Source organism: Protofrankia sp. BMG5.30 (genome assembly GCF_001983005.1).
Lineage (GTDB): Bacteria > Actinomycetota > Actinomycetes > Frankiales > Frankiaceae > Protofrankia > Protofrankia coriariae.
Genome location: NZ_MOME01000045.1, coordinates 42,633 through 56,600 on the forward strand (window position 1 = coordinate 42,633; position 13,968 = coordinate 56,600).

8 protein-coding genes are annotated in these 13,968 nt (G+C 72.2%); 5 read left to right on the forward strand and 3 right to left on the reverse strand.

Annotated elements, in window-relative coordinates; translation table 11 throughout:
* Nucleotides 1–62: 62 nt before the first annotated feature.
* Nucleotides 63–1,814 carry an FAD-binding oxidoreductase gene (locus BL254_RS20790; protein ID WP_047224738.1) on the reverse strand — a complete coding sequence of 584 codons (1,752 nt, stop codon included), beginning with the start codon at nucleotides 1,812–1,814 and terminating at the stop codon, nucleotides 63–65.
* 250 nt (nucleotides 1,815–2,064) lie between these two features.
* On the opposite strand from BL254_RS20790, the gene BL254_RS20795 reads away from it, so the two are divergent.
* Entirely contained in the window at nucleotides 2,065–3,600 is a 1,536-nt protein-coding gene (locus tag BL254_RS20795; RefSeq protein WP_047224737.1) for a glycerol-3-phosphate dehydrogenase/oxidase, read from the forward strand.
* 372 nt (nucleotides 3,601–3,972) lie between these two features.
* On the opposite strand, the gene BL254_RS20800 is transcribed toward BL254_RS20795, so the two are convergent.
* Both BL254_RS20800 and BL254_RS20805 read right to left on the reverse strand, forming a co-directional pair.
* Nucleotides 3,973–5,094 (reverse strand): acyl-CoA dehydrogenase family protein, encoded by a 1,122-nt coding sequence (locus BL254_RS20800; protein ID WP_076844688.1) that lies wholly within the window; start codon nucleotides 5,092–5,094, stop codon nucleotides 3,973–3,975.
* A 10-nt stretch (nucleotides 5,095–5,104) separates the two neighbouring features.
* Nucleotides 5,105–6,274, reverse strand: a complete 1,170-nt coding sequence (locus tag BL254_RS20805) for an acyl-CoA dehydrogenase family protein (RefSeq protein WP_047224736.1) — start codon at nucleotides 6,272–6,274, stop codon at nucleotides 5,105–5,107.
* Nucleotides 6,275–6,556: 282 nt separating this feature from the next.
* On the opposite strand from BL254_RS20805, the gene BL254_RS20810 reads away from it, so the two are divergent.
* From BL254_RS20810 to gnd, 4 genes are all read left to right on the forward strand, one after another.
* On the forward strand, nucleotides 6,557–8,296 hold the full coding sequence (locus BL254_RS20810; RefSeq protein ID WP_047224735.1) for a glycerol-3-phosphate dehydrogenase/oxidase: 1,740 nt from the start codon (nucleotides 6,557–6,559) through the stop codon (nucleotides 8,294–8,296).
* Between the two features lie 1,014 nt (nucleotides 8,297–9,310).
* Nucleotides 9,311–10,639 (forward strand): hypothetical protein, encoded by a 1,329-nt coding sequence (locus BL254_RS20815; RefSeq protein WP_076844677.1) that lies wholly within the window; start codon nucleotides 9,311–9,313, stop codon nucleotides 10,637–10,639.
* A 257-nt stretch (nucleotides 10,640–10,896) separates the two neighbouring features.
* On the forward strand, nucleotides 10,897–11,823 hold the full coding sequence (locus BL254_RS20820) for an acyl-ACP desaturase (protein ID WP_076844679.1): 927 nt from the start codon (nucleotides 10,897–10,899) through the stop codon (nucleotides 11,821–11,823).
* A 665-nt stretch (nucleotides 11,824–12,488) separates the two neighbouring features.
* Entirely contained in the window at nucleotides 12,489–13,508 is a 1,020-nt protein-coding gene (gnd, locus tag BL254_RS20825; protein WP_047224733.1) for a phosphogluconate dehydrogenase (NAD(+)-dependent, decarboxylating), read from the forward strand.
* Nucleotides 13,509–13,968: the final 460 nt, after the last annotated feature.

A 13,968-nucleotide genomic window follows, 5' to 3' on the forward strand; every position in this document is an offset into this window, starting at 1 on the left:
CGGGTCGGCAGCGGCCCAGGGGCCGCGTACCGGGTCCGTGGCGACCCCGCCGGGCCGGCCGCTCAGGTGGCCCGGGGGACGAGGACGCCAGGGTTGAGGATGCCGTCCGGGTCGAGGGTGTGCTTCACCGCGCGCAGCACCGCCACCCCGAGATCACCGATCTCCGCGGTGAGCCAGGGCTGGTGGTCGACGCCGACGGCGTGATGGTGGGTGATCGTCCCGCCGGTCTCGACGATCGCGCGCGAGGCGGCGGCCTTCACCCTGCGCCACCGTGCCACCGGGTCGTCACGGCCTGGGCACACGACGGTGAAGTACAGCGAGGCACCGGTCGGGTAGACGTGTGAGACATGGCACATGATCAGGCCGGGCGCTCCCCCGGCGGCGGCCTCGCCCGCCCCCGCGCCGGCCGGTCCGGCAGCTGCCTCGCCAGCCGGCCCGGCGGTCGCCCCCGCGGGCGGGCCGGCGGCCTGTCGCACCGCCTGGTCCGCAGCCTGGCCCACGGCTTGTTCCGCGGTCAGGGCGGCGACGAGGGTGTCGCGTACCCGGGTGTAAAGGCCCGGCAGGGCCGACCAGAACCCGGCCGTCTCCAGTGTCTCGGCGAACATGCCGGCGTCCAGCAGGGCGTCCCGCAGATACGGGCCGTGGAAGCGGCCGCGCACCCACTGCGTGCCGGCCTCGGCTCCCAGCGGGACCCCGCCGGCCGCGCCCAGCACCTCGGCGACCGCGGCCCGGCGTGCGGCGACCCAGTCGGCCTCGCCCTCGTAGCCGGCGATCAGGCGGCAGCCGCCCGCGTCGGCGCCGATGCCACCGCCGGCGAGCCCGGCGGCCGTCTCGGTCTCGTCCGACAGGCGCGCGACCGTGGGAAGCAGGTCCCGCTGCGCCAGTTCGCGCAGCGCCGCCGTCCCCGCGGCAAAGCCAGCCAGCCGCCAGCCCTCGTAGTGGGTCGCCGCGGGCAGCGGCCGGACCCGCAGCCGTAGCTGCGTGATCACCCCGAAGGCCCCTTCGGAGCCGAGCGCGAGCTGTCGCAGGTCGGGCCCGGCCGCGGACGCCGGGGCGCGGCCGAGCTCCCAGGTGCCGGCCGGGGTGGCGATCCGCAGGCCGACGACCAGGCTGTCGAAGCGGCCATAGCCCGCGGACGCCTGGCCGCTGGAGCGGGTCGCGGCAAACCCGCCGACGCTGGCGTACTCCCACGACTGTGGACGGTGACCAAGGGTGAAGCCGTGTGCGGCAAGGGCGGCCTCCAGGGCCGGGCCGCGCAGACCAGGCTCACAGGTGACGACCTGTGACTCAGCGTCGACGGCCGTGAGCCGGTCCAGCCGCGCCAGGTCGAGCGCGACGACGCCGGCGAACCCGTCCCTTGCCGGGGCCAGGCCGCCGACCACCGACGTCCCGCCGCCGAAGGGCACCACCGCCAGCCGCAGCCGGGCGCACACCCGCAGCACGGCGAGCACCTCGTCGTGGCCCGCCGGCAGGACGACGGCGTCGGGGGCGTCGAGGGCGTCGCCGGCCCGCAGGCGCAGCAGGTCGGCGGTGGACCGGCCCCGGCAGTGCCGGACGCGGCTGCCGGCGTCCACCCGTACCCACGCCGGCCCGACCACGCCAGCCAGCGCCTCACTCGCTTCGACGGACAGTGACGACGCCGGCAGGCGCAGCTCGTCCAGCCCTACCGGTGGAGTGTCCTGGCGGGCGACCGCGAAAGCCGCCTCCAGCAGGGAACGGATGTCCTCGGCCAGGGGGGTGTGCGCGTCGGAGGCGCCCCAGCCCCACCAGACCGTCCCGCTACGGTTCGTTGTCGAAGCTGTCACCACATACACTGTGACAGATGTCGTCACAGCGCCATCGTGACAACCACCGTGACACGCTGGACGCGCCACCCCGCCGACGATCCGCCGCCGGCCGGACGGCGGCGCCAGGCGGGCCCTCCTCACCGTCGTACCAGGCCACCGCATCACACCAGACCACCGCATCACGTCAGACCCCCGCGTCACGTCAGACCCCCGCGTCACGTCAGAGTCACGTCAGACCACCGCGTCACGTCGGCCGGCCGCCCGCCAGGCATCCCCGATGGCGTCGCTGAACAGGCGGCAGCGCGAGCGGGACCTCGCCGAGCTCGCCGACGGCACCGTGGTCGACGTACTGGTGATCGGTGGCGGGGTGACCGGCGCCGGGGTGGCGCTGGACGCGGCCAGCCGCGGGCTGTCCGTGGCCCTGGTGGAAGCCCACGACCTGGCCTTCGGCACCAGCCGGTGGAGCTCCAAGCTCGTCCACGGCGGGCTGCGCTACCTGGCCGGCGGCGACCTCGCGCTGGCGTACGAAAGCGCCCGGGAGCGGGCCGTCCTGCTGGGCACCACCGCGCCCCACCTGGTCCGGCAGCTGCCGATGCTGCTCCCGCTGGCCGACGGCTTCCCCACCGCCACGGCCCTTGCCGCCGGCGCCGGGCTGCGTGTCGCCGACATCCTCCGCCGCGCCGCCGGCACCCCGCGGACGGTGCTGCCCGGGCCACGGCGGCTGACCGCCGTCGAGGCCCGGCACATGGTGCCGGCCCTGCGTGCCCCCGGACTGCGCGGCGGGCTGCTGACCTGGGACGGCCAGCTCGTCGACGACGCGCGGCTGGTCGTGGCGATCGCCCGGACCGCGGCCCGGCACGGCGCGCGCGTCATCACCCGCTGCCGGGTACGGGAGGCCGACGGCAGCGGCGCCACCGCCGTCGACACCGTGAACAACTCGCCGGTGATACTGAGATCGCGCAGCGTGGTGAACGCCACCGGCGTGTGGGCCGGCGACCTGTGCGCCGACGCGCGGCTGCGCCCCAGCCGCGGCACCCACCTCGTGGTGGCGGGCAGCGCCCTGGACGGCCTGCGGACGGCGATCATCATCCCGGTGCCCGGTGAGCGCAACCGGTACGTGTTCGCGCTGCCCCAGCCGGGCGGCCACGTCTACGTCGGGATCACCGACGAGCCGGTCGACACGGTCGTCGACGTGCCGGTGCCGACCGCCGCCGAGCTGGACTTCCTGCTCGGCGTGCTGTCGAGCGTGCTCACGGTGCCGGTCGGCCGGGCCGACGTCCTGGGCGCCTTCGCGGGGCTGCGGCCGCTGCTGGCGGGCGCGGCCGGGCGCACCGCGGACCTGTCCCGGCGGCACGCGGTGATCACCTCGTCCGACGGCATGGTCACCGTCGTCGGGGGCAAGCTCACCACCTACCGCCGGATGGCCGCCGACACCGTGGACACGCTCGTCCGCGCCGGCGAGCTGGACGCCGGGCCGTGCCGTACCCGCTACCTGCCGCTGGTCGGCGCGGCCAGCTGGTCACAGCTCGCCACCGTGGCCGCCCCGCCCAGGCTCGTCGCCCGCTACGGCGCCGAGGCGCCCGCGGTGGTCGCGGGCGCCCGCGGCGACCCCGGGCTGCTCGCGCCGCTGTGTGCCGGCGTCGAGGTGACCGGCGCCGAACTGCTGTTCGCCCTGCGCCACGAGGGCGCCCTGGACGCCGACGACCTGCTCGACCGCCGCACCCGCATCGGCCTCGTACCAGCCGACCGCCAGGCCGCGCTCCCCACCGCCGAGGCCCTCGTCCGCCAGACCCTCACCGCGATCGACACCTGACACGCCGGACCGCACCGACACCGACACCGACACCGACACCGAACAACATCAACGATCATCGACCGTCGGCGAAGATCGCCAGTAGTTTGTCGTTCTGTACGCCCAGAGGACCTGAAAGCGTACAGAACGACAAAGTCGCATAGATCATGAAACGGCCGCCGCGGCAGCCGTGGCAGCCGCCCGTCCCCGCACCGGCGCGGTTCGACGCGCGGCCCGGCGCTGCGTGATCACGAAGCCGGTACGGACGGCACAGCCGGCGGAGGCTAGGCCCGCCTTCCGCGCATCACTCGCGCCGACCTGCGGTGATCGCCGAGAGTAGCGACCCGCGCAACGCTCTGACCAGCGGCGATGCGGCATGTGCGGAGAACGGGGCTAGGCCGGTGCGGATGGCGTCCCGAGGGTGAGGGCGGCGATGCGCTCGCGGTGGTGGTCCGGGTCGCCGTAGCTGTAGATCTCGCGTTTGGCCCGCTTGTAGAAGAAGTGGGCCTCGTGCTCCCAGGTGTAGCCGATCCCGCCGTGATACTGGATCATCGTCCCGGTCACCTCCCGGGCGGCGTCACCGGCCTTGCTCTTGGCCACGGCGGCCGCGAGCCGGCGGTCGGCGAGCCCGACGTCGAGCGCGTGCGCCGCGTACAGCACCGCGTGCTCGGCCATGGTCACGGCCACGTGCAGGTCGGCGAGATGGTGCTTGAGCGCCTGGAAGGAGCCGACCGGCCGGCCGAACTGCACCCGGTCACGGTCGTAGGCGACGGTGCGCCCGAGCGCCTGACGGGCGAGGCCGACCAGGTCGGCCGCGGTGAGCACGGCGGCCCGGTCCAGCAGTTCGGTGAGGACGGCGGCCGACGACCCGGGCAGCCGCCGCGCGTCCGCCCCGTCGAGAGCCAGCGACGCCGTGCGCACGGTGCCGTCGTAACTGTCCAGCCCGTCGACGGTGACGCCGGGCGAACGCGGATCCACCAGGTACAGCCCGGTCTGCCCGGACGTCTCGGTGGCGGCCACGACGACGGTCCGCGCGACCTCGGCGTATTCGACGGGCAGCGCGGTTCCGGTGAGCCGGCCCGCCGCGTCGGCGGTGACCCGCACACCCGTCGGGTCGTATCGGCCGGCGGGGCCACGCAGCGCCACCGTGGCCACCAGGTCGCCGGTGGCGATCCGGGGCAGCAGGGCGCGCCGCTGCTCCGGCGAGCCGGCGAGGCGGACGGCCTCCCCGGCGAGCACGGTGGGCAGCCACGGCCCGGGGACGACGCCCACGCCGAAGGCCCGGGCGACCACCTGGGCGTCCACCAGGCCGAGGCCGAGCCCGTCGTGCTCCGGCGGGACGAGCACGGCCAGCCAGCCCTGCTCCCCGGCGGTCTTCCACAGTTCGGCGGGATGGCCGTCGCCGCCGGTGTCCTCGAAGACCGCCCGGACGGCCGTCAGGTCGAACCTGTCCGCCAGGTAGTCGCGGACGGTGTCGCCGAGCGCCCGTTGCTCCTCGGTCAGCGCGAAGTACATGCCCGGGACGCTATCGGGGCAGGCCGAGGACACGCTCGGCGACGATGTTGCGCTGCACCTGGGACGATCCACCCCAGATGGTGACCGAACGTGACCACATCGCCTCGCGGTGCATGGCGCGCAGGTCCGTGTCGGGATCCGGCCGGGCCAGGGTGGCCTCCGGRCCGAGCAGGTCGTCGAAGGTCTCCCACAGCTGCTGGTGCGTCTGCGACCACTGGAGCTTGGTCAACGACGACCCGGCGCCGAGCTCCTCCCCCTGCTCGACCTGGGTGAGCACGTGCATGGCGTGGTAGCGCAGGCACTCGAGGTCGACGATCCGCTGGGCCAGCCGCTGGCGCAGGACCGGGTCGTCGAGCCGGCCGGGGGGAGCCGCCGCCACGATCTCGTCGAACTGGCGGCGGAAGGCGGTGTACTGGGCCAGGCCGGAGGCGCCGCGCTCGAACGACAGCAGCAGCATCGCCGTGGCCCAGCCGTTGCCGACCCCGCCGAGGCAGTCGGTCACCTTCACCCGGACGTCGGTGAAGAAGACTTCGCCGAACTCGCTCACCCCGCTCATCTGGCGCAGCGGCCGGGCCTCGACCCCGTCCTGGCGCATGTCGACGAGCAGCATGGACAGGCCGTGGTGCCGCTGCGACCCGGGTTCGGTGCGGACGAGCATGAAGATCCTGTCCCCGTGCGCGGCGTTGGTCGTCCAGACCTTCTGGCCGGTGACGACGAACTCGTCGCCGTCGCGCACGCCGGTGGTGCGCAGGGCCGCGAGGTCCGAGCCCGCGCCGGGCTCGGAGAAGCCCTGGCACCAGATGACGTCGTTGCGCAGCAGCGGCGGGATGATCTCCCGCTTCTGCTCGTCGGTCCCGACCGCCATGACGGTGGGCACCAGGAAGGTCAGGCCGATCTGGTTGACCGAGTGGGGCGCCCGGGCCCGCGCGCTCTCCTCGTCGTGGATCGCCTGCATGCCCGGCGTCCCGCCGCGGCCGCCGTACTCCCGCGGCAGGGAGATGCCGGCGAAGCCGGCGCGGTGGCGCAGCCGCTCCCAGTCCCTGCGCAGCTCGAACGCGTCGGCCTCCGGGAGGCTGGCCCAGAACGACGGCGACCGCCACGGCGGCGGGACGTTGTCGGCGAGCCAGGCCCGCAGCTGGGCGCGGAAGCGCTCCTCGTCGGGGGTGAAGCTGAGGTCCATCGGACGGCCTCCCACGAGGCGCGGAAGCCGACAGGGGGAGCCGTCGGCGGCGGACACCGGGCGAAGAACACGGTAGGAAGAACACAGTAGACAGTAGGTGGTCCAGGTCAGCGTCAGTACCGGTGGCGTGGACCACGGCGCCGGCCCGTGAGCGCAGGCAATCGATTACCGTATGAAAATGATCACTGTGAGCAAGCTACCATGCGGGCCTCGTCCACGGCAGGCACGATGTGACCTGTCCGCGCCAGCTCTGGCCGCCACGCTCCGGGGACGGGGAACACGATGATCGCTCCGGCACGGCTGAATCCCACCACCCGTGGTGACGCCCTGCTCCAGATGGAATCCGACGTCGTCGACGTCGTCGTCATCGGCGGTGGCGTCACCGGCGCCGGTGTCGCGCTCGACGCGGTCACCCGTGGGCTGTCCGTGGCGCTGGTCGAGGCGCGCGACCTCGCGTCCGGCACGTCCAGCCGGTCCAGCAAGCTGATCCACGGCGGTCTGCGCTACCTCGAACAGCTCAACATCGCGCTCGTCAGTGAGGCGCTGCGGGAGCGGGCGCTGCTGCTGGACACGCTCTGCCCGCACCTCGTCCGCCCGGTCCCGTTCCTGTTCCCGCTGACCCACCGGGGATGGGAACGCGCCTACGTCGGCACCGGGATGGTGCTCTACGACACCCTCGGCGGTGCCCGCCGGGCGGTGCCGCGCCATCGCCACCTGACCAGGCGGGCGGCGCTGCGCGCCGTCCCCGCGCTGCGCCCGGACGCCCTGGTGGGCGCGATCCAGTACTGGGACGCCCAGGTCGACGACGCCCGGCACACGATGTTCGTCGCCCGGACCGCCGCCCACTACGGTGCACTGATCGCCACCAGCGCCCGGGTGACGGGCCTGCTGCGCGAGGGCGACCGGGTCGCCGGGGTGCGGGTCCACGACCTCGAGGGCGGCGGCCAGATCGACGTCCGCGCCCGGCAGACCATCAACGCCGCGGGGGTGTGGACCGACGACATCCAGGCGATGGCCGGCGGGCGCGGCCAGCTGTCGGTGCGGCCCTCCAAGGGCATCCACCTGCTGGTGCCCCGGGACCGGATCCACGCCACCACCGGGCTGATCCTGCGCACCGAGAGCAGCGTGCTGTTCGTGATCCCCTGGGGCAGCCACTGGATCGTCGGGACGACCGACACGGACTGGAACCTCGACCTCGCCCACCCGGCGGCCAGCAGCGCCGACATCGACTACCTGCTCACCCACGTCAACCGGGTGCTGCGCACGCCGCTGACCACCGACGACATCACCGGTGTCTATGCGGGGCTGCGGCCGCTGCTGTCCGGCGAGTCGGAGGACTCCTCCCAGCTGTCCCGGGAGCACGCGGTGGTCTCACCGCTGCCCGGCCTGACCATGGTCGCCGGCGGGAAGTACACCACGTACCGGGTGATGGCCCGGGACGCGGTCGACGCGGTGGCACACGGGCTGAACCGCAGCGTGCCGCCCTCCTGCACCGACCGGGTTCCCCTGCTCGGCGCCGACGGCTACCCGGCGCTGTGGAACGCGCGGGAGGCGCTGGCTCGCTCCGCGGGGATCCACGTGGCCCGGGTCGAGCACCTGTTGACCCGCTACGGCACCCTCACCCAGGAGGTCCTGGCGCTCGTCCGGCAGCGGCCCGAGCTCGCCCGACCGGTGCGCGGGGCCGACACCTACCTGGCGGCGGAGGCCGTGTACGCCGCCTCCCACGAGGGGGCGCTGCACCTCGACGACGTGCTCACCCGCCGCACCCGGATCTCGATCGAGACCTGGGACCGCGGGTTGGAGGCCGCCGCGGACGTCGCCGAACTCGTCGCGCCCGAGCTGGGTTGGGACCGGCAGACCATCGACGTCGAGATCGGGCACTACCAGGCGCGGGTGGCGGCCGAGCGGGAGTCCCAGCAGCAGGCCGACGACCAGACCGCCGACGCGGCCCGTCTGGGCGCGCCGGACGTCCGGACCGGCGGGCGCTCCCTGCTCGGGCGGTCCGAGCCGGCGCGCTCCTGACGCTCGTCCTTCTCCGCCGTGCTCCCTGCTCGGGCGGTCCGAACCGGCCCTCGGCCGGGCCTGTGACCCGCCACGAGCCGGCCGGAGCCCGGGCACGGGCCCGGGTGGGGGCCCGGGTGGGGGCCCGGGTGGGGGCCCGGGTGGGGGCCCGGGTGGGGGCCAGGTGGGGCAAGAGCGCCGATGCGGTACGGATGAGGCACCAATGAGGTGCACAGGCCATCCGGAAAATCGCATGCGAAACGTCTGGGAAACATCTCAGAAATGACGTTCGCGACTTGCTGTCAACCGCACGACACTGCGACTACCAACAGATATCAGAGCATTACTCCGTGCTGTTCGCGCAGGTCGGAGGGGTGATCTGACACGGTGTCGACAGAATAAAAACAAACGAAAAACATCGCAAAAACCGTACTCAGAAACAGGACCGAACGGCTGCGGAATCATTCTTTGAGAAGAATCGACGACGCCGGCCGGAAGCTGAAAAAATGATTTCGCCCGGACGAACTGGGCGTAACATGTAACCACACCACCACCGGGTGACGCCTCCCAGTGGGGATGCCCACTGGTCATACGTGGCATAAGTGGTAGGTTCCATGGGTAGTGGGACCCTGTGCTCGCAGAACACCGGATCGGCTCGTGGCGTCTGTTCGTTCTGGAGGTCCGCCTATATCCGTACGCTCTTGCCCCCGGCCAACGGGCGGGCGAACAGCCTGGCCACCGCCGGGCCCGCACACCGTCCAGTGGCCGCCTATAACACAGCCCCCGGGATTGCCCGGCACGGGGTAGGTGCGCGACCCTGGATTCGCCAGGCCGACCAACATCCCGATCCCACGCCGACCAGAACGAGCCGCAGGATTCCCGGAGCCGTTCCGGATCTTTCGTCCGATCAACGGATCGGACGCGAAGATCTGAAACCCGCTCCCCCCGGAGAAGGGCAGCAACCCCGTAAAGGGACGCTGTATTCGCACGGCTACGATTGACAGTAGTTCCGTACGGAGACGGGAGAGACCCGCCGTGACAACGCAGGCACACCCAGGATGGGATCCGGACGGACTCCGCCGACGGCCTGAAACTGCCGGCCGTACCCGGAACCCCGTCGACGCCCGGAACAACGCCGGCCACCCCGACACCGCCGGCCACCGGCAGTCTGATCACCGGCAGTCTGATCACCGGCCGGTCAGCCACCAGCCCGCCGGCCAGCCGGTCCACGAGCAGATCGCACCCGCGAACACCGGCCTGGACCTGCTGTGGACGCACGACGGGCTCACCCGCGAACTCGTGGCGATGACCCGTGCCAGGCGCCCCCACCGCTTCCTGCCCGTCTCCGGGCCGTCCCTGGACTCCGCCGCGCAACGGTGGCTGGCGGCACGCACGCACCACGAGGGCATCGTGCCCACCGGCCAACTCGTCGACGACCCGCTCGTGTGCGGTTTCGAGGACCGGGTCGACGCCCTGCGGCGGATGAGCGACGTCCTCGGCGGCAACGACGTGTACGCCCTGTCCCGCACCGAACTTTCGATCACCGTCCGCCTGCTGCGGGTCGGTACCCACAGCGACGCCCACCAGGCCCGGCTCTACGCGGTCGCGGCGGAGCTGGCCCGGCTGGCCGGGTGGGCGATGTACGACATCGGCCAGTACGGCACGGCCCAGCGTTGCTGGCTGATCGCGCTGCGCGCCGCCCACGAGGCGAACGCGCCCGCTCTCGGCGCCAACATCCTGCGCTGCATGGCCGAGCAGGTCACCTGGTACGGGCAGCCCGCGGACGCGGTCAGCCTGCTGCACYGCGCCCAGGCCGGGGCACGCTACCTGCTCAGCGCGATCGAGCGGGCCGTGATCGCGGCCGACCTGGCCGTCGCGCACAGCCGCGCGGGCAGCAGCGAGGACGCCGCCGCCGAGACCGAACTCGCCTACACGTTGATCGACAAGGTCCGTCCCGAGGACAGCCCGCCCTACATGTACTGGGCCCGCCGCAAGGACGTCGCGTTCTCGGCCGGGGAGGCACTGCTGTCCGGCGGCAGCCCCGAGGCGGCCATACCGCACTTCGAGGCCGCCCTCGACGATCTCGACGAGCTCGACGAGGAGGTCCCCCGCGACCGCGTCGAGTTCCTCACCAGGCTGGGGATCGCCAACATCCGCACCGGCGACGCCGACCGGGCCGTCGCCCTGGGTCACCAGGCCGTCTCCTGCGCCACGATGATCGACTCCGGCATGACACGCCGGGACATCGCCCGCCTGTGCCAGGAGCTCGAACAGGCCGGGGCGACCGCGCAGACGGCCGGCCTGGTCGACCACGTCCGCGACGCRCTCGGCCCGGCCGGCCCGTCATCCCCCACCCTGTCCTGAGCCTCACCCTGCCCTGAGCCCACTGCCGCAGGCCGCTCCGCCGCGTCTCGCATGACCCCGCGCCCCGTCCCGCGCGGCCTCCTGACAGCCCGACCGCCCCGCGCACCGGTAGCCGGTCGTCCCGCACGTTCTTCCAACTTCCTGCCGTATGCCCGCCGGAGGCTCCCGGTCCTGTTCTCGGAGAACAGAACACGAGGCTGGAGTCCACACCTGCCGGACGTAGTCCGGCACACAGTTGGCCTGCCAGGGTGACAGGCATGACATCCACCCCGGACATCAACCTGTTGCACGAGCTTGAGCCCGTCGCCGCGGCCAACCTCAACCGCCATCTCGACCTCGCCACCGAGTGGATGCCGCACGAGTACGTCCCGTGGAGCCAGGGCCGCGACTTCGACACCCTGCCGTGGGATCCGGAGCAGTCCAGGCTGTCCGACGTGGCCCAGATCGCCTTCGAGGTCAACCTGCTCACCGAGGACAACCTCCCCAGCTACCACCGTGAGATCRCCACGATCTTCGGCCGGGACAGCGCGTGGGGCGCCTGGGTGCACCGCTGGACGGCCGAGGAGGGCCGGCACAGCATCGTGATGCGGGACTACCTGATGGTCACCCGCGGCGTCGACCCGGTCGGYCTCGAGCGTGGCCGCATGCACCAGATGCAGAAGGGGTTCGACAGCGGTGACAAGACGCCGCTGCGCACCATCGCCTACGTGTCGTTCCAGGAACTCGCCACCCGGATCAGCCACCGCAACACCGGGCGGTTCACCCAGGACCCGATCGCCGAGAAGCTCCTCACCCGGGTCGCCGCGGACGAGAACCTGCACATGATCTTCTACCGCAACCTGGTCAGCGCCGCACTGGAGATCACCCCGTCCGAGACGGTGCAGGCCATCGCCGAGGAACTGATGACGTTCCAGATGCCCGGGACCGGCATCGAGAACTTCGAGACCAAGGCGAAGCGGATCGCCAAGGCCGGCATCTACAACCTCCGCAACCACCACGACGACGTGGTCACGCCGCTGCTGCGGCACTGGAGGTTCTTCGAGCTGACCGGCCTGGACGCGCCGGCCGAGCAGGCCCGCGAGAACGTCGGGCACTATCTCACCGCCCTCGACGGCCTCGCCCGCAGGTACGAGGAGAAGTACGCGGCCGCGGGCCAGGACACGCTGGCCGCCACATCCGCCTGAGCCGCCCGAGCGGCCGGGAGCCCGAGCCCGCGACGGGACGTTCGCCGGCTCGGGCTCCCGGCCACCGCGGCCTTCGCGGCGGAACTCGGCCGCGCAGCATTCCTCGTGCTTCCTCGTGGCCTGTACCTCGGCAGCCCCGCACTTCGACGGCACCGTGCTTCGACGGCACCGCAACGGCAACGGGCTCCTGGTTTCCTGCCGCCAAGGCCTTCGCCGGCTCTCACCCCTTCGACAGGCTCCCGCGGGCGTCGGGTTTCTCCGGCACCAGGCCTTCGCGGTCCTGTCCGACGCTGCGCGACTACTTGACGCGCAGAATTCACTTCTGTTGGTAGCGGTCTGATCGGAATCATGGGCGACGCAACGCGCATCCGTGTGTGGCACAACGATCATCGAGTCGGTGACCGGTCACGCGGTGGCGGGCCCGATGCCGGGAGACAATAGCCAAGGGCTCGTTGGCCTCCAACGGCACCGTGCCAGTGAGCCGGGGGCTTGCCGCCCGCCCGGACCCGTCGGACCGGCTTCGCCCATCCGGCGGGATGCTCGGGCAGCACAACATGATCATATCACCGTCAGCTCTGGGACCTGGGGATCCGGATCTCCGACGGCGCAAAAAATGATCATGCTGTTGCCGCCCCCGGACCGACAACCAACCAACAGGAGACCTCGTGCAGCTCGGGATGATCGGCCTTGGCCGGATGGGCGCCAACCTCGTGCGCCGGCTGATACGCCACGGCCACGACTGCGTCGTCTACGACGTCAACGCCGACGCGATCCGGCAACTGGAGGCCGAGGGCGCCACCGGGGCCACCACGCTGGCCGAGTTCGCGGCGAAGCTCTCCACCCCCCGCGCCGCCTGGGTGATGGTCCCCGCCGGGATCACCGGGCAGAGCGTGTTCGCACTCGCCGAGCACTTCACCGCCGGTGACATCATCATCGACGGGGGGAACTCCTACTACCGTGACGACGTCGACCGGGCGAAGGAACTCGCCGGCCGGGGCATCCACTACGTCGACGTCGGCACGTCCGGTGGGGTCTTCGGGCTCGAACGCGGATTCTGTCTCATGATCGGCGGCGAGAACGAGGTGGTGTCGCACCTCGACCCGATCTTCGCCGCGATCGCCCCCGGGTTCGACCAGGCACCGCGCACGCCAGGACGGGTCGGCGAGCCGAGCAGAGCGGAAAAGGGCTACCTGCACTGCGGGCCGAACGGCGCCGGGCACTTCGTCAAGATGGTCCACAACGGTATCGAGTACGGCATGATGGCCGCCTTCGCCGAGGGCATGGCCATCCTGGAGAAGGCCGGCATCGGCCGGGACCACACCGGCGAGCACGACGCCGAGACCACCCCGCTAGCTCATCCGGAGTACTACCAGTACGACATCGACACCGCCGCGGTGGCCGAGGTGTGGCGCCGCGGCAGCGTGGTCAGCTCCTGGCTGCTGGACCTGACCGCGGCCGCGCTCGTCGAGGACCCGAAGCTCGAGTCGTTCAGCGGCCGGGTCTCCGACTCGGGTGAGGGCCGCTGGACGGTGCTGGCCGCGGTGGAGGAGGGCGTCCCCGCCCACGTCCTCACCGCCTCGCTGTACGAGCGGTTCAGCTCACGCGGCGAGGCCCTGTTCGCCGACAAACTGCTCTCCGCGATGCGCAAGCAGTTCGGCGGCCACGCCGAGAAGCCGGCTACCTGACACATGAGCCGCCCGGCTTATCCCTATTCGGGGTGATGCCGAAGGCATCCGAGGTACTGACCCGCCCCCGCCCCGCAACCGGCTGCCCGCCGTCCAGCCCTCTGCCGCTGACCGCCTCACGGCCCGGCCACCCCACGACCCAGCTCTCACGATCCCGCCGTCCCACGAGCCGGGGCCACCCCACACAGCCCGGCAACCCGCTTCCTCACTCCCCACGCTCCCTGACGACCCGCGTCCTGACCTGTAGGTGGAAACCGCCACCAGCACGACGGTTTCCACCTACGGGACTGTTTCAAGATCGGTGTTTCCGGCCCGACACGCCGGGCCCTCGGGGTCCGGCGGGATGGGCACTGTGAGTGATGACATCGGGTGATATGACCCCTCGCAAGCAAGATCGTGAATCGGGGCGGCAGCTGTCGCCGGAGCAGGCCGCTGCGGCGGCTTTGGTCGCGGACGCGAA